Annotated in this window: 16 protein-coding genes; 8 read left to right on the top strand and 8 right to left on the bottom strand. The window is 37.2% G+C overall.

All coding sequences use genetic code 11. The features are described 5' to 3' along the window. Nucleotides 1–23: 23 nt before the first annotated feature. On the bottom strand, nucleotides 24–443 hold the full coding sequence (locus tag LKE05_RS07860) for a hypothetical protein (RefSeq protein ID WP_308456455.1): 420 nt from the start codon (nucleotides 441–443) through the stop codon (nucleotides 24–26). 216 nt (nucleotides 444–659) lie between these two features. Between LKE05_RS07860 and LKE05_RS07855 the strand changes: the two genes are divergently transcribed. Further along, entirely contained in the window at nucleotides 660–1,163 is a 504-nt protein-coding gene (locus tag LKE05_RS07855; protein ID WP_308456454.1) for a phosphatase PAP2 family protein, read from the top strand. Here the strand turns inward: LKE05_RS07855 and LKE05_RS07850 are convergent. Further along, on the bottom strand, nucleotides 1,158–2,420 hold the full coding sequence (locus LKE05_RS07850; protein ID WP_308456453.1) for a glycoside hydrolase family 27 protein: 1,263 nt from the start codon (nucleotides 2,418–2,420) through the stop codon (nucleotides 1,158–1,160). The genes LKE05_RS07855 and LKE05_RS07850 overlap by 6 nt on opposite strands. A 196-nt stretch (nucleotides 2,421–2,616) precedes the next feature. Here LKE05_RS07850 and LKE05_RS07845 point away from each other — a divergent pair, with 196 nt between their 5' ends. Continuing rightward, a complete protein-coding gene (locus tag LKE05_RS07845; protein ID WP_022229768.1) occupies nucleotides 2,617–3,435 on the top strand; it encodes an AraC family transcriptional regulator in 819 nt (272 codons plus the stop codon). Between the two features lie 23 nt (nucleotides 3,436–3,458). Further along, nucleotides 3,459–5,288, top strand: a complete 1,830-nt coding sequence (locus LKE05_RS07840; protein WP_308456452.1) for a hypothetical protein — start codon at nucleotides 3,459–3,461, stop codon at nucleotides 5,286–5,288. Nucleotides 5,289–5,319: 31 nt separating this feature from the next. On the opposite strand, the gene LKE05_RS07835 is transcribed toward LKE05_RS07840, so the two are convergent. The 3 genes from LKE05_RS07835 to LKE05_RS07825 form a co-directional block, all read right to left on the bottom strand. Beyond that, nucleotides 5,320–6,615, bottom strand: coding sequence for an MATE family efflux transporter (locus tag LKE05_RS07835; protein WP_308456451.1), 1,296 nt, complete (start codon nucleotides 6,613–6,615; stop codon nucleotides 5,320–5,322). Nucleotides 6,616–6,796: 181 nt separating this feature from the next. Beyond that, nucleotides 6,797–7,099, bottom strand: a complete 303-nt coding sequence (locus LKE05_RS07830; RefSeq protein ID WP_308456450.1) for a MarR family winged helix-turn-helix transcriptional regulator — start codon at nucleotides 7,097–7,099, stop codon at nucleotides 6,797–6,799. A gap of 107 nt (nucleotides 7,100–7,206) precedes the next feature. Continuing rightward, nucleotides 7,207–7,578 carry a WYL domain-containing protein gene (locus tag LKE05_RS07825; RefSeq protein ID WP_308456449.1) on the bottom strand — a complete coding sequence of 124 codons (372 nt, stop codon included), beginning with the start codon at nucleotides 7,576–7,578 and terminating at the stop codon, nucleotides 7,207–7,209. A gap of 178 nt (nucleotides 7,579–7,756) precedes the next feature. On the opposite strand from LKE05_RS07825, the gene LKE05_RS07820 reads away from it, so the two are divergent. From LKE05_RS07820 to LKE05_RS07800, 5 genes are all read left to right on the top strand, one after another. Beyond that, nucleotides 7,757–10,141, top strand: a complete 2,385-nt coding sequence (locus LKE05_RS07820; protein ID WP_308456448.1) for a phosphoketolase family protein — start codon at nucleotides 7,757–7,759, stop codon at nucleotides 10,139–10,141. A 107-nt stretch (nucleotides 10,142–10,248) separates the two neighbouring features. After that, a complete protein-coding gene (locus LKE05_RS07815) occupies nucleotides 10,249–10,425 on the top strand; it encodes an antitoxin VbhA family protein (protein ID WP_308456447.1) in 177 nt (58 codons plus the stop codon). After that, complete coding sequence (locus LKE05_RS07810; protein WP_308456446.1) at nucleotides 10,425–11,021, top strand: Fic/DOC family protein; 597 nt, start codon at nucleotides 10,425–10,427, stop codon at nucleotides 11,019–11,021. The genes LKE05_RS07815 and LKE05_RS07810 overlap by 1 nt, the downstream gene beginning before the upstream one ends. A gap of 260 nt (nucleotides 11,022–11,281) precedes the next feature. Continuing rightward, nucleotides 11,282–13,297 carry a diguanylate cyclase gene (locus tag LKE05_RS07805; RefSeq protein ID WP_308456445.1) on the top strand — a complete coding sequence of 672 codons (2,016 nt, stop codon included), beginning with the start codon at nucleotides 11,282–11,284 and terminating at the stop codon, nucleotides 13,295–13,297. Between the two features lie 18 nt (nucleotides 13,298–13,315). Then, the gene (locus LKE05_RS07800; protein ID WP_147514254.1) at nucleotides 13,316–13,663 is read left to right on the top strand and encodes an Hpt domain-containing protein; all 348 of its coding nucleotides are present in this window, start codon (nucleotides 13,316–13,318) and stop codon (nucleotides 13,661–13,663) included. A gap of 55 nt (nucleotides 13,664–13,718) precedes the next feature. On the opposite strand, the gene LKE05_RS07795 is transcribed toward LKE05_RS07800, so the two are convergent. The 3 genes from LKE05_RS07795 to LKE05_RS07785 form a co-directional block, all read right to left on the bottom strand. Continuing rightward, nucleotides 13,719–14,300 (bottom strand): dipicolinate synthase subunit B, encoded by a 582-nt coding sequence (locus LKE05_RS07795; RefSeq protein WP_022229762.1) that lies wholly within the window; start codon nucleotides 14,298–14,300, stop codon nucleotides 13,719–13,721. A gap of 3 nt (nucleotides 14,301–14,303) precedes the next feature. After that, nucleotides 14,304–14,753 (bottom strand): NAD(P)-dependent oxidoreductase, encoded by a 450-nt coding sequence (locus LKE05_RS07790; protein WP_308456463.1) that lies wholly within the window; start codon nucleotides 14,751–14,753, stop codon nucleotides 14,304–14,306. 236 nt (nucleotides 14,754–14,989) lie between these two features. Next, nucleotides 14,990–15,757, bottom strand: a complete 768-nt coding sequence (locus LKE05_RS07785) for a leucine-rich repeat protein (protein ID WP_147514256.1) — start codon at nucleotides 15,755–15,757, stop codon at nucleotides 14,990–14,992. Nucleotide 15,758 lies beyond the last annotated feature (1 nt).

Genomic DNA, 15,758 nt, shown 5'->3' with positions numbered 1-15,758 from the left:
TTTGACATAAAAAGTCAATATTTTTATTCTTCTGTAACCACTCCATCTACACCGTTTTCAATTAAATAGTCATTACATTCCCAAATACTCTTGTTTGCTCTTATACACGTCATAATTATATAATCCCGTTTAAATCTCGGATACAATGCACAAAGTCCTGCCAAACGTAATAGCAGTTGAGTTTCGTCTTCGGTAAACGATAATCCGAACGCAAGTTGCAAAAGTTTATCTCGTGACGGTTTCTTTATCTGCCCGATACGCAGTTTGTTTATGTAATTAGGCTCTAAATTACTCAAATCCGCAATCTGTGCCGTTGTTATACGTTTTTCATTTATCATTTTCACAATAAAGTCCGTTAATGTGTAATCAACAAAATACGGCTTGGTATCTTCGTCAAATTCAAAAAGTTCACTTTCACCGTTTGACATTTTCCTCGTATCCACCGATACCCGCTCTCCTAATTTTGTTGTCCTAAACCCCATTTTTCTCGCTCCTTTCGCTGTTTATTCTCATTATATATTAGTTAAATTTTGCTGTCAAGAATAACGCACTTTATAAAAATTTTAAAAATTCTTTAGATTTATGTGCTATCAGATTTTACATTTGTATGATAAAATCATCTTATAAAACAAATGAATTTTAGAAAGAAGTGTGATTTTATGATACAGACAGTTGATTTTCTGATTTTGGACTTAATTCAAAATAAATTACGTTGTAAATTCTTAGATTCGTTAATGGTAAAATTCTCATCACTCGGTGACGGAGGTATAGTCTGGATAGCAATATCATTTCTATTAATCTGTTATAAAAAATACCGACAAGCAGGTATTCTCATACTTGTCGGTCTTATTATGGGCGTATTAATCGGCAACTGTTTACTTAAAAACATTATCTGCCGCCCTCGTCCGTGTTGGATAAACCGTGCGGTATCGCTTTTAATTCCGATACCGTACGACTATTCATTTCCGTCTTGCCATACTATGTCATCATTCATTGCCGCAGCCGTTTTGTTGCACACTGATATAATGTTTGCGTATCCCGCATTTTTGTTGGCAAGTGTCATTGCGTTTTCAAGATTATATCTGTACGTTCACTATCCGTCCGATATTATCGGCGGAATTGCGTTAGGTACAATTATCGCACACTTCGTATGCTTATTATAGCACGATTTCAAACAATTTCACACCGTGCGGCGGAACAGTTGAAATGATTGTATTATCGTTTAGTTCTGCCTTTTTATTTTCCCATACTTCGGTTATTTTTACATTCTCGTTCGGCATAATACCCACGAACGCCAAATCGGTTTTTGCGGTAATTTCTTCTTCACCGATATTGAATTGAGCAACGTAATATTTACCGTCTTTTCCGTTTGCCGCCCAAACGATTTCATTGCCTTTTCTGTAAACTTCTCTGCCTGCATAACCGTTTTGGTCGATTTCGATAATCGTTTTGTTTGTCATAAGTGACAGCGTAAATTCATCGTTATACACCATATCGCCGCCAAACATCAACGGTGAACGAAACATACTCCAAAGAGTCATCATCATTCGTTGTTCGTCACGCGTGAAATTAGTCATTCTGTCACCGCCATGCGAACGAATACCTATTCTGCCAAGCGGCAACATATCGCAGTCGGGATAACCGCCGTCACACACATACGGAAACCAATTACGGCAATAGTCAAACATCTTTTTAAGCTGTTCCCAACCGTCCCAAAAATCATCGGTCATTCGCCACATATGTGCATATTCATTAAGATGTTTTGCCTCTTTAAGCGGTGCTTCACCCGGTGAAAGCGATAAAATTATATCACGACCGCTTGCCTGTATCGCATTTTGTACCCCCTCAATTTCCGCCTTGTGATACGGTCTTGCAATATCGTCTACCTTTATAAAATCAACACCCCATTCGGCGTACATTTTGATTATCGAATTATAATATTCCTGTGCACCGTCACGGCTCATATCAACACCGCACATATCACCGTTCCAATCACATACACTTCCGAAATCGGCTATTTCCGCCGCCGTATGAGTTGTACCCAAAATCTTTGTGTTCTGTCTTACCGCCTGTTTCGGAATACCTCTTAAAATATGTATACCGAATTTCAATCCAAGACTGTGCACATAATCGGCAAGCGGTTTAAAACCCTTTCCGCCCTCTGCCGACGGGAAACGATTTACCGCAGGCATAAGACGTGAATACTCGTCCATTATAAGCGATGCGTTTTTGTTGTAATCCGCACTTTTTGCGTTCGGCTCAAACCACTGTATGTCAACAACCACATACTCCCAACCGAACTCCTTTAAATTTTTCGCCATATACTCCGCATTACGTCTTACTTCCTCCTCCGTAACGCTCGCACCGTAACAATCCCAACTGTTCCACCCCATAGGCGGCTTTGTCAATTTTGCTTTCATAATACCATAATCCTTTCCGAATAAATAATTAATTTAATTATACCATTTATTTAAAGTAAATCAAGAATTGTTTCATTTTAAAAGTGAAACAATTTTGATATTTATTGCTCTGAAATGTGATATTGCTATTGAAAATTTGATTATCATAATATACAATCAAAATATCGAAAAACATCTTGAAAGGAGCGGAAAATTTATGGAGGTATTACAATCCAACACTGCCGACAACATTTATTTTTGGATTGAGGACAAAGAGCAAGGCAACGTCAATCCGATATACGAATCGCACGGTGCGTATGAAATTTATATTGTCTGCAACGGTGAACGGCGTATGTATTTAGGTAACGTGCTTTACAAAGTCGGCACAGGTGACGCACTTATGATTTCTGCTTCAACTCCGCACAGAAGTTTCGGGGATGGTGCTTTTTCGGGAATATGTATAGAATTTTCGGACGCATACATAAAAGAGCATTTTACTAAATCGCAATACGACAAAATAACGGAATGTTTCAAAACTCCACTTATATCACTCCCTCCCAACTTACTCCCGATTATCCGCACATATTCGCTCACTGCTTACAACAACGTTGATATGCGTAACGACTGTATGCTTGCAATAGTTGACATATTGTACAAGCACATTCCTTTCAGCAATCCGAATGCCAAGCGCACATTCGATTCCGATTTATCAACAATCGGAAATTACATACAGAAAAACTACCTTGAAATCAAAGGACTTGACGCTCTTTCGGAGCATTTCGGCATAACAAAAAGTCATCTTTGCCGTGTATTCAAAGAACACACAGGCATTACGATTACTCACTATATAAATGCGCTCAAAATTCAACGCGCATGTCTGCTTTTATGCGAGTCAAAAATTCCGATACACGACATTTATAAAATGTGCGGTTACGATAACAGTCAGTATTTTAACCGCGTATTTAAGAATATGAAGGAAGTCACTCCTAATCAATTCAGGCAACAAAGCCGTGCGATAAAGATGTGGAAATATTAATAATAAAAGAAAGGATTAATTTTATGAAAGAATTGATAAACGCAAACGATAAATACAAAATGAATTGGATTGAGGGAAACACCGAATGGGGTACGGTTAAATGCCCTAAAGGCATTTCCGTAAAAAAGACTTCCTCTCAATCAGACGATATAATCACAGAGCGATACACGTTCACAAACACCACCGACAAGGACATTTTTACGTCACTGAAAGATATTTCTATATACACGCCTTTTAATGATGATTACACCTGCGGTGCTAAAGCGTGTATGACGACAAAATGTCACACACATATTTGGTGTGGCGAAAATATTTCGTATGTTATGTGTCTTAGAATGGGTGGCGAAGCTCCACACCTCGGACTTGCGCTGACCGATGGAAGTCTTTCAGGTTACAGTGTCGAGCGTGATTTTGAAAAAATCAGCAACGACAGAGGTGATTTTATTCTTCACCCGTCACCTGTCGCACTTGTGCCGAATGAAAGTTTTACGATTGAATGGAAATTATTTTGGCATAACGGCAAAAACGATTTTTACAGCAAAGTTAATCAACTATGCAATCGTTTTATCAATGTTTCGGCTGAAAATTTCGTACTGTTCAGCGGTGAAAATATCAATATAACCGTTTCACCTAACTTTGATTTTTCTGAGTTGCAAATCAGAGAAAATAACAAATCTGTTGACTACAAAATCGAAAACAATAAAATTGTCATTTCAACAAAAGCCGATACACCGAGAAAGTATTCATATTCGATAAATATTGACGATGTTGTTACTCACTGCAACATTTTGGTCTTGCCTTGTCTTGATGAACTTGCTAAAAACAGATGTCATTTTATCGCTGAAAATCAGCAATACAACAATCCGAAAAGCAAGCTTGACGGTGCATATCTTATCTATGACAATGAGGAAAAGCATATATATTATAATCGTGAATACGACTTTAACGGAGGTCGTGAGCGTGTCGGTATGGGAGTGCTTATTGCAAAATATCTGCAAAATCACGATGACGAAGTGCTTTTAAATAGTCTTAAAAAGTACATAAAATACGTACAAAACAACCTTGTTTGCATCGAAACAGGCGAGGTGTTCAATGACTACAATTACGATAATTCCTTTACCCGCCTTTACAATTATCCGTGGTTCAGCTTGTTTTATATTGAACTTTACAAATTGTTTAGGGACAAAAATATGCTTGAAATTGCGTATAAGATTATGTTATTTTTTTACAACCAAGGCGGTGAGCATTTTTATGCTATTGAAGTGCCGATTGTAAAACTTGTTGAGTGTTTGAGAGAAAGCGGTATGACCGATATGGCGGATAATATGATTGCGTGGTTTAAAAAACATGCCGATTATATCGCCGAAACAGCACTTGATTATCCCGCACACGAAGTAAATTATGAGCAGAGCATAGTCGCACCGGCGACGAACATTTTACTTCAAACATATATTGTTACAAATGAGAATAAGTATCTTGACGCCGCAAAAATTCAACTTGATGTACTCGAACTTTTTAACGGCTTACAGCCCGACTGTCATTTGTATGAAACCGCCATACGTCATTGGGACGGTTATTGGTTCGGCAAATGTCGACTGTACGGCGATACTTTCCCACATTATTGGAGTGCGCTTACAGGTAATGCGTATAGTGATTACGGCGATATTATAGGCTCAAACGAGTATAAAAAAAGAGCGGATTATTCTCACCGCTCCGTGCTTAGTCTGCTGAACTCCGACGGTACCGCCACTTGTGCATACGTCTACCCTACCTCGATAAACGGTATATCCGCAAACTACGCCGACCCATATGCAAACGATCAAGATTGGGGATTGTATTTTAACATAAAATAGTAAAAAGCTATGGCTAAGCCATAGCTTTTTATCATGCTTTTACTTTTCTGAAATACAATTTTCTAAAATAGTACACGCTCATTGCAAACGACAGCAATTCACCTATCGGCATTGACCACCATACACCGTCCAAGCCGATTATCATAGGAAGTACAAGCACAGGCACTACCAAGAAAACAACAGTTCTGCAAAATGACAATATTGCGGATGTTTTGCCGTCATTCAATGCGGTAAACAGTGATGATGAATACACATTAATTCCGACAAACAAACAGCTTATCGCAAAAATTCTGAATCCATGCACTGCCATTTCAAGAACGGACTGATTATCACCGGCAAAGAATTCAACCAAAGTCGGTGCAAGCACAATACACACACTCGTCAGTACAAACGACGCAAGCAATATAACCTTTGTACTGATTGAGTGAATTCTCTTCAGCCTCACCGAATCGTCACGGCCGAAATTATAGCTGATGACAGGTGCAATACCTGTTGCATATCCACGATACACCGCGTTAAAAAGCTCCTGCACATAAAGCATAATCGTGATTGACGCAACACCGTCCGATCCTGCCATACGCATTAGAATATTATTAAACAAAATTGCAACGATACTTCCTGCGAACACTCCAATCATTTCAGACGAGCCGTTTGTACAGCTTTTAATAATCGTGTGCCATCTCAATTTTGGTTTAACTATATACAGTTCGTGTTTCCTGTTCACAAAGAAGTACACAAGTCCGATAATCGACGTTGTAACATAACCTATTGAAGTGGCAATAGCCGCACCGGCAATACCCCACTTGAATATCGCTATAAACAACCCGTCAAGCACGATATTCAGCACACCGCCAAGTATCGACATCCACAGTCCGAAATGTGCTTTTCCGACCGTTATATACGACATTGACAACATCATACCGAATACCGTAAACGGCATTGCTATCAAAATCGGATACATATACTCTATACAATATGTCATTAAATTATCGTCAGAGCCAAGCAACCTCAAAAGCGGTTTTAAAAATACAAAGCACAAAACCGATATAACCAAACTCACAACAAACGACGTAAAAAGCAACAGTGAAAAATCTTCTCGTGCCTCTTGTTTTTTGCCCTCACCTATTTTCTTCGCCACCAACGCATTACCGCCGCTGCCGAACATTGTTCCTATTCCCGTTGCGATAAATACCATCGGCATTACGATATTAACCGCCGACAGTGCGTCTGTATTAACAAGCCTTGCCACGAACAGTCCGTCAACAGTCGTGTAAATACTCATAAATACCATCGACAAAATCGTCGGCAATGAAAATCCGATTAACATTTTTAAATGTATCGGACGATTTAAAACATCTTGATTATTTTTACTCATTTTATCCTTTCAACATAACATCTTTAAAGCAGGTAACATACTTTTTTGTAAGCGACATCAATGTTTCTCGCTCCGATTCGCTTAACTGCTCCATGGCTTTGTTTTCGTTTTCTTTGACTTTTTCTAATATTTCTTAAGTATCTTTTCTGCCCTTTTCGGTTAGGTGAATTGTCTTGTTCCGCCTGTCCTGCGGCATTTCCTCTAACATAATCCAACCGTTTTTGTAAAAAGACGTTACCACCGCATTAACGGTCTGCTTAGGTATAAAACAATATTCACATAACTTCTTTTGCGTGCAGTTTTCAATTTCATAAATTTCATACAGAATAATCAACCCCGTATATGACAGTCCTACAGACTTCGCATATTCCTCATATACCGCATCCCATTCATGTATGTATGAACAGTATTGATTGATATAATTTTCAACCGACATAGTCCACCTCCGTTTAGTACAATTCCGGACAGTCCATTTTTGTACTATTGTAGCATAATATTTTTTCTATTGTCAAGTGAAAGATAATAAAAAAATTTTACATTCTGTTAATGTCTATTACAAGTATGATAACCGTAATCAAAAATATCAAGCAATTTCAAATCTTCATCAGATACGATACTTTTGGTTTTCGTAAGCTTTATATCAATAATTCTGTTGATTCTGTAATATGCCAACTCCCCGTTTTCTATCGAAATCAAATAAAACAGATTTTTGTCAATAAACTTTACAATTTTAACGGGCGGTATTTCTTTATTTAAAATTTCCTGCTTTGAATTATACCGAATCTTTACATTAACATTCTTATTCATTGCATTTTGTATGATAATAACTTTACCGCAAATACCAACATCGTCTGCATACAGACGTTTGATTTTTATATCATCATTGTTATCTTTTTGGTTAGAAACACGCAACAAAAAAGTGAACAGTTATATCCAAAAAACAAAGGCTAATCTTGTCAAAATAAACATTGACAAATATTTAACACAGGCGTATAATTTATTCTTGGAGAGTAGTATGACAATTTTTAGACATTTAATTTTACGGCTTGGGAATAAAATTGCCATGTAAAAAAAAAACGGAGGGAGAATTTTTATGAATTCAAATGATTGTTTGGAAAAACAGCCATTATGCGACGAAATGCTTACAAAAATGGACGCATGGTGGAGAGCTGCGAACTATCTTGCGGCAGGTCAACTTTACTTACTTGACAACCCTCTTTTGAGAGAGCCTCTTAAAAGAGAACACGTAAAGCACAAAATAGTAGGCCACTGGGGTACAGTGCCGGGTCAAAACTTTGTTTACACTCACTTAAACAGAGTTATTAAGCGTTACGATCTTGATATGATTTACATTTCAGGTCCGGGACACGGCGGTAACTTTATGGTGGCAAATACATATATGGAAGGCTCTTATTCGGAAGTATATCCGAACGTAAGCCAAGATACAGAGGGTATGAAAAAACTGTTTAAGCAGTTCTCATTCCCGGGCGGTATTTCAAGCCACGTTGCACCCGAAACACCGGGTTCAATCAACGAAGGCGGTGAGCTTGGTTACTCACTTGCACACGCATTCGGTTCGGTATTTGATAATCCCGATCTTATCACTGCTTGTGTTGTCGGTGACGGTGAGGCTGAAACAGGTCCTCTTGCAACAGCATGGCAATCAAACAAATTCCTAAACCCAATAAATGACGGTGCGGTATTACCTATACTTCACTTAAACGGATATAAAATTTCAAATCCAACAATTTTCTCACGTATATCACACGAAGAAATCGAATCATTCTTCAAGGGATGTGGTTGGGAACCGTACTTTGTTGAGGGCGACGACCCTATGACAATGCACAAATTGATGGCAGAAACTATGGATACAGTAATCGAAAAGATTAAGGCAATCCAAAAGAATGCCCGTGAAAATAATGACGCGTCACGTCCAAAGTGGCCTATGATTGTTCTTCGTACACCAAAGGGTTGGACAGGTCCAAAGGTTGTTGACGGAAACCAAATCGAAGGTACATTCAGAGCGCACCAAGTACCTATGGATATGTCAAAGCCTGAACATCTTGAACAGCTAAAAGAATGGATGTTAAGCTACAAACCTGAAGAATTGTTCGACGAAAACGGCAGACTTGTTCCTGAAATCGCCGCACTTGCTCCGGAGGGCAATTACAGAATGGGTGCTAACCCACACGCAAACGGCGGTTTGCTTTTAAGAGATTTACGTATGCCTGATTTCAGAGATTATGCATTTGATGTACCGTTTCCGGGTTCTGTCGAGGGACAGGATATGATTGAACTTGGCGGATTTGTTCGTGACATATTCAAACTAAATAAGGAAAGCAAAAATTTCCGTATATTCGGTCCTGACGAAACTATGTCAAACAGACTTGGTAAAGTGTTTGAAGAAACAAACCGTGACTGGAACGGTGAAAAATACGATAATGACGAATTCCTTGCAACAGACGGCAGAGTTATGGACTCAATGCTTTCGGAACATATGTGTGAAGGTTGGCTTGAGGGCTATATTTTGACAGGTCGTCACGGTTTCTTTGCAAGTTACGAAGCATTTATCAGAATAATCGATTCAATGGCTGCACAGCATGCTAAATGGTTAAAGGTTACATCGGAACTTCCATGGCGTCAAAAGATTGCATCGCTAAATCTTATCTTGTCATCAAACGTATGGCAGCAAGACCATAACGGTTTTACACACCAGGACCCGGGATTCCTTGACCATATTTCAAATAAGAAAGCAGACGTTGCAAGAATTTATCTTCCGCCGGATGCCAACTGCCTGCTATCATGCTTTGACCATTGTATCAGAAGTAAGAACTATGTAAACGTTCTTGTAACATCAAAGCACCCACGTCCGCAATGGCTTACAATGGAACAGGCTGTTAAGCACTGTACACAAGGTATCGGTATTTGGGATTGGGCATCAAACGATAAAGGTTGTGAACCTGATGTTGTACTTGCTTGCTGCGGTGATACACCGACACTTGAAATTCTTGCGGCAGCTACAATTCTTCATAAGAATATGCCTGATTTAAAAATTCGTGTTGTAAACGTAGTTGACCTTATGAAACTTCAGCCACAGTCTGAACACCCTCACGGTCTTAGCGACGTTGAATACGATTCAATCTTTACAAAGGATAAGCCGATTATATTCGCATTCCACGGTTACAGAAAACTTGTACACGAACTTACATATAACAGACATAACAGAAATCTTCACGTTTTTGGTTATATGGAAGAGGGCACAATCACTACTCCGTTCGATATGCGTGTTCAAAATGAAATCGATCGTTTCCACCTTGTTAAGGCAACTGTTGAAAGCTTGCCTCAGCTTGGCAATAAGGGTGCATACCTAAATCAACTTATGTGCGATAAACTTGTTGAACATAAGCAATACATTGCCGAATACGGTCAGGACTTGCCTGAAGTTCGTAATTGGAAATGGGAATCAATTAACGACTAATATTATAATACCGACTTCAATAATGAAGTCGGTATTTTTTATAATGTTGATTTAATATGTTATTTGTGATATACTGATTAATATTAAATAAGAGAGGAGTTTTCAATATGAATCAAATTTTATTACAAGAAACAGAAAAAGTTTTAAACAATGCGATTGCGTCAGTTGAAATAGAAGGTTACAAACTTTCTGATGATGAAAAAGAACTTTGTATGGAAGTTTTAAACGGAAAACTCACAAAAGATGACTTTATAAAAATAATGCTTGAAAGGTGTACAGTATAATGCCTGAATATTCTTTAAATCCGTTGCAGGATGATTGTTATGAAAACAGCACTGTACTGAAAAATAAATTTAATATACACGATGCTGAAAAACTTGATATTATGGAACGTAGCATCACGAGTATGCTCATAGCAAAGGCAATGATAGAAATACCGTTTGAAAATGTTGATTTTGAATTTTATAAAAATTTGCACAAATATGTTTTTGGAGATATTTATGAATGGGCAGGTACAATTCGTACGGTAGATATGAGTAAAAAAGGTACAAGATTTTGTCCTGCCGATAAAATTGAGGAACGTGGTCAGAGAATTTTCCAAAAAATTATAAACTTAAATTTCTTGGGGAATATCAAGGAAGATGAATTTATAGTTGAGTTTACGGATTTATACTGTGATTTGAACTATTTACATCCGTTCAGAGAAGGCAACGGACGTATACAAAGACTATTTTTGTCAATGCTTGTAAATTCATTAGGAAAAAGTTTGAACTTTTCACAAATTGATGCAGATTATTTAATGATAGCAACTATCAAATCGGTTAGTGGTGATATATTTATGTTAAGAGATATTTTTAGAGAATATATTACACAAAATTAAATCAAAAAGCGATTACTGATATGCACCCCAAAAGTTAGACACTGTTGGAGGTGCATATTTTTATGCAATTTTGCATAAAAGTTCAAAAGACGGCGATAAATGCAGTTATAAATGTTGACTTTTTTCGTATAATATTATACAATAAAGTAGCGAAAAAAATTTTAAATTCCATAAAAAGGATTAATTTTACAAAAGCACTTAGCCTAAATTGGTATATTTTGTTATTGTTTAGTTTGATATTATAATGAGGAGGTAAATTAATGGATTCAAATATAAAATTGACAACTAAACAGGCTGAAGAAAAAATGAAAATTTACAGAGAAGTTTTTGATGTTGTACGAATTATAAAATCCACAGATATTCGCAGAATGCAATGCGGTCAAGAGCCGGAACTTGATGAGAATATGTGCAGATGTTATGATTTTTGGAACAAGGACAAGCAATGTGAAAACTGTGTGTCCGAAAAAGCTTTGACCCAAAAAAAGCAATATACAAAGCTTGAATGTTTGGAAAATAACATATATCAAATAATCGCGAAGTATTTGGAGATTGACGGAGTACCTTGCGTTATGGAAATGGTGCACCGTCTTGACAATGAAAATCTTATAGATAACGATGGCAGAAGAATTCTAATGGATAACCTAACCGGTTACAAAAACGAGCTTTATCGTGACCCTCTGACAGGTGTTTACAACAGACGTTATTACGAAGATAATATTAAAGATTTGAATGAAAATTCCGGTGTGGCAATGATTGATTTAGACGATTTCAAACTTTATAATGATTCCTACGGTCACAATGCAGGAGATATGGCGCTTGAAACAATCGTCAGTGCAATCAAAAAATGTATAAGAAGTTCAGATAAGATTATTCGTTTTGGCGGAGATGAATTTTTACTTGTACTCCCTGGTATACACAACAATATCTTTAATAAAAAACTTCAACAGATACGAACAAGAATCAAAGAGGTTAAGGTTGACGGATATTCAAAAATACGTTTGTCTGTCAGCATAGGCGGAGTTATGACTCACAACGAAACGATTGAATCGGCTATGCATCGTGCCGACAAATTGATGTTGCAGGTGAAAAGCCATCAAAAAGGTATGGTTGTAACCGAAGAAAATGAGTTTGGCGTCATTGACAATGAATCAGAAGTAAAAGACAGACAACGCGTGCTTGTGGTTGACGATTCATATATGAACAGAATGATTTTGACTGAAATACTGAAATCGGATTATGAGATCATCAACGCGTCAAGCGGCGAAGAATGTCTTGAAATAATCGAAAAGTACGGCACCGGTATAGATATTATTTTGCTTGATATTGTTATGCCAGGTATGGACGGCTTTGAAGTGCTTAATTATATGAATAACAATAATTGGATTGAAGATATTCCTGTAATTCTGATTTCAAGCGAAGATTCTAATCAATATATAAGACGCGCATATGAAATGGGCGTGTCGGATTATATAAGCAGACCGTTTGATGCAAAGGTCGTTTATCAGCGTGTTTTAAACACAATAAAATTGTACGCTAAACAAAGACGGCTTATAAATTTGATAACCGATCAAGTTTATGAAAAAGAGAAAAACAATAAAATGATGATAGACATACTGAGCCAAATCGTTGAATTCAGAAACAACGAGAGCGGTATGCACGTCAGAAATATAAGCACACTGACAGGAATGTTTTTGGAAAAAATTGTTCAAAAGACGGACAAGTATCATCTTTCATGGTCGAAACGTTTTTATATAACAAACGGTTCGGCACTTCATGATATAGGAAAAATAGGTATCCCCGAAGAAATATTGAATAAACCCGGCAAGCTTACAAAAGAAGAATATGAAATTATGAAAGAACATACCGTGATAGGCGAAAAAATGTTGAAAAGTCTTGAATTGTATCAAGACGAACCGTTGGTAAAAACGGCTTGTGAGATAGGCCGTTGGCATCACGAACGATATGACGGTAAGGGTTATCCCGACGGCTTGAAGGGTGATGAAATTCCTATATCGGCTCAAATTGTTTCAATAGCAGATGTATATGACGCACTTGTGAGTGAGCGTGTATATAAGAAAGCATTTTCACACGAAAAGGCTATGGAAATGATTTTAAACGGCGAATGCGGTGCATTTAATCCATTGCTTTTGGAATGTTTGGTTGAAATTCAAGACAGAATAAAAACCGAACTTGACGGTAGTGGTTCTGTGAAAAAGGAAACGTATAAAAAAACCATTCAGGAAATAGAACGAGATATGAACATAAATACACTGTAAAACAAAGGAGAAAAACAGATGACATTAAAAGAGTTTTATGAGCAAATTGATTCAGATTATAAAGACGTTATCAAAAGACTTTGTGATGAAAATATGATTAAAAAGTTTGTTTTTAAGTTTCCTGAAGATCCATCTTTTAATGATTTGAAAGACGGCTTAAAAGAAAATGACGCCGAAAAGGCTTTTTGTGCGGTACATACGCTAAAAGGTGTTTGCTCAAATTTGGGCTTTGAAAGACTGTATGAGGCAAGCTATGAACTTACAGAAAAACTCAGAAACAGAGTCATTGATAATTGTGACGAATTGTATAATGCAGTTGAAAGACTGTATACGGATTTGATTGCAAAAATCAAAGAAATTGATTAATTTAAAATACCGACTTCAAACAGAAGTCGGTATTTTTTGTCATACGGAATCTATATTAAAAGCCCAGCACAGGCTGGAGCTGTCTGCCCTCAAAGGCGGCGATTGCCGCGTCGGGTAATTTTTCAAAGTCGGCTACAAGTGAGTTCGGCTTTTTTATGTAGTCATCTTGTGAGAAAGGCAGAAAATATAGATTTTTGCAGTTTAGAAGTGTTCCTATATTTTTAGCGGCAGTACCGAGTCCGTCATTGGTGGATACGGCTAAAAGTACAGGCTTTTGATTTCTTAAATGCGCTTTTACTGCCATGGTAACAGATGTGTCGGCAATTCCGTTTGCAATTTTTGCAAGAGTGTTGCCCGTGCATGGCAGTACGACAAGTAGGTCGAGTAAGTTTTTCGGTCCAATCGGCTCTGCGTCTTTAACACAGCATATAATGTTGTTGCCGGTTAGATTTGTTATGTTGGTACGAAAATCTTCTGCTTTGCCAAATCGCGTGTCGGTGTTGTAAGACATCTCACTCATAATAGGTATAACATTCGCACCGGTTTGCGTGAGCTTTTCAAGTACCCCCATTGCTTTTTTGAAAGTGCAGAATGAACCGCACATTGCAAAACCAATGGTTTTATTTTCCCAATCCATTTATTACACCCCCAATTCTTTGATAATATTCATAATCGTGTCTTTGATAATTGCTCCGGACGAAACGGGAGCAATTTTACCCGGTAACGACAATGCCCAAATTACTTTTAAGCCGTATGATTTTGCGGCATCAAAATCAATCCCCCCGGGTTTGGAGGCAAGGTCGATAATAAGAGCGTCTTTTTTTACTTTTGCTAAAATTTCATCGTCCAAAATCAGTGAAGGTATGGTGTTGAAAATTATATCAAATTCGTGTATGTGGTCTTTTAAGTTGTCAAGCGGCAACGGCTCATATCCATGTCCCTCAATCATAGCAAGATCGGCATATTTTCGTGCCTCCACATATGTTTGAGCACCCAGGGCATATAAATCCTTTGATAATATTTTTCCGATTTTACCATAACCTAAAACAAGGCTTTTACTTCCGTGAATTGTAAAAGGCGTTTCCGCAATCGCTATCTCAATCGCTCCCTCTGCCGTAGGAACGGCATTAGGGATATGGCTATTGATTTTCTCCCCTATTGATTTGTTTAAATGCTCAGAAAGTCATACACAAAATAAAATGATATATTGTAATCTAATATATCAATAAATAAAGACAAGCTTTATCAGCTTGTCTTTGTTTAGTCACATTTTATCTCGCTAACGTGTGCTGTAATTTTTCAAACAGTTTATCGGAAATGCGTATTTTAATTGTAATCTTCTTTAAATCCCATACTATGTATTTTATTTTCTTTTGCATATTCTTCCGCATAACTACCTTTATGTACCCTTATACTAATATATCTGCAACCGTCAAACGCATGTTCACCTATACTTGTTACGCTATTCGGAATAACTACTTCATTAAGCATCGGGCAATCTTCAAACGCACGTTCACCTATACTTATTACGCCGTCAGGAATAACAACTCTTTCCACTGAAATATCCCCTGCAAATTCTTGTGCTATTATCTCATTTCTTCCTTTCGGGATAACAACTTCTATTCCATTTGTATCGAAATAAATAAAATCTTCAGAATATTGTTTTAAATAATAACTATCCATTGGACTCAGTTCAAAATCTATTTGTTTTAAATATTCGTAAATATCAAAGATATTTGTTCCATTCAATTTATCACAATTCAAATAAGATACGCAAACGATATTTTGATTACCTAATGCTAAAAAAGAATTACAAGACGGATTCTCTGCATTTTGTTCTAACACATCAGCCATAATAACACAATTTTCATGTCCTATTGTTTTTGCAAAATATTCAACCATATCTTCCAAACTTTCAGGGTCAACAGACCAGTCACCTGCTTTTATAAATCCGCCTCTGTAATACGCTTCCCTAAAAATATCCTCTGCACTCTTGTCCAGTTTCCATTCTTCTTTTATTTTAATATCGAGCAACTTATCCCAATCACAAATTTTTTCTATTTTTATATTTATTCTTGATTTATATTCCGGCATT

Origin of the sequence: Hominilimicola fabiformis (assembly GCF_020687385.1) — a bacterium.
Taxonomy (GTDB): Bacteria; Bacillota; Clostridia; order UBA1381; family UBA1381; genus Hominilimicola; species Hominilimicola fabiformis.
The sequence above is the reverse complement of the archived record's forward strand: the minus strand, read 5'-3'. Positions and strand labels throughout refer to the sequence as shown.

Coding starts and splice junctions, on each gene's coding strand:
- LKE05_RS07855 (WP_308456454.1), top strand. CDS start 660: ATGATACAGACAGTTGATTTTCTGATTTTGGACTTAATTCAAAATAAA.
- LKE05_RS07840 (WP_308456452.1), top strand. CDS start 3,459: ATGAAAGAATTGATAAACGCAAACGATAAATACAAAATGAATTGGATT.
- LKE05_RS07810 (WP_308456446.1), top strand. CDS start 10,425: ATGCCTGAATATTCTTTAAATCCGTTGCAGGATGATTGTTATGAAAAC.
- LKE05_RS07845 (WP_022229768.1), top strand. CDS start 2,617: ATGGAGGTATTACAATCCAACACTGCCGACAACATTTATTTTTGGATT.
- LKE05_RS07815 (WP_308456447.1), top strand. CDS start 10,249: ATGAATCAAATTTTATTACAAGAAACAGAAAAAGTTTTAAACAATGCG.
- LKE05_RS07785 (WP_147514256.1), bottom strand. CDS start 15,757: ATGCCGGAATATAAATCAAGAATAAATATAAAAATAGAAAAAATTTGT.
- LKE05_RS07835 (WP_308456451.1), bottom strand. CDS start 6,615: ATGTTAATCGGATTTTCATTGCCGACGATTTTGTCGATGGTATTTATG.
- LKE05_RS07830 (WP_308456450.1), bottom strand. CDS start 7,099: ATGTCGGTTGAAAATTATATCAATCAATACTGTTCATACATACATGAA.
- LKE05_RS07800 (WP_147514254.1), top strand. CDS start 13,316: ATGACATTAAAAGAGTTTTATGAGCAAATTGATTCAGATTATAAAGAC.
- LKE05_RS07805 (WP_308456445.1), top strand. CDS start 11,282: ATGGATTCAAATATAAAATTGACAACTAAACAGGCTGAAGAAAAAATG.
- LKE05_RS07795 (WP_022229762.1), bottom strand. CDS start 14,300: ATGGATTGGGAAAATAAAACCATTGGTTTTGCAATGTGCGGTTCATTC.
- LKE05_RS07820 (WP_308456448.1), top strand. CDS start 7,757: ATGAATTCAAATGATTGTTTGGAAAAACAGCCATTATGCGACGAAATG.
- LKE05_RS07850 (WP_308456453.1), bottom strand. CDS start 2,420: ATGAAAGCAAAATTGACAAAGCCGCCTATGGGGTGGAACAGTTGGGAT.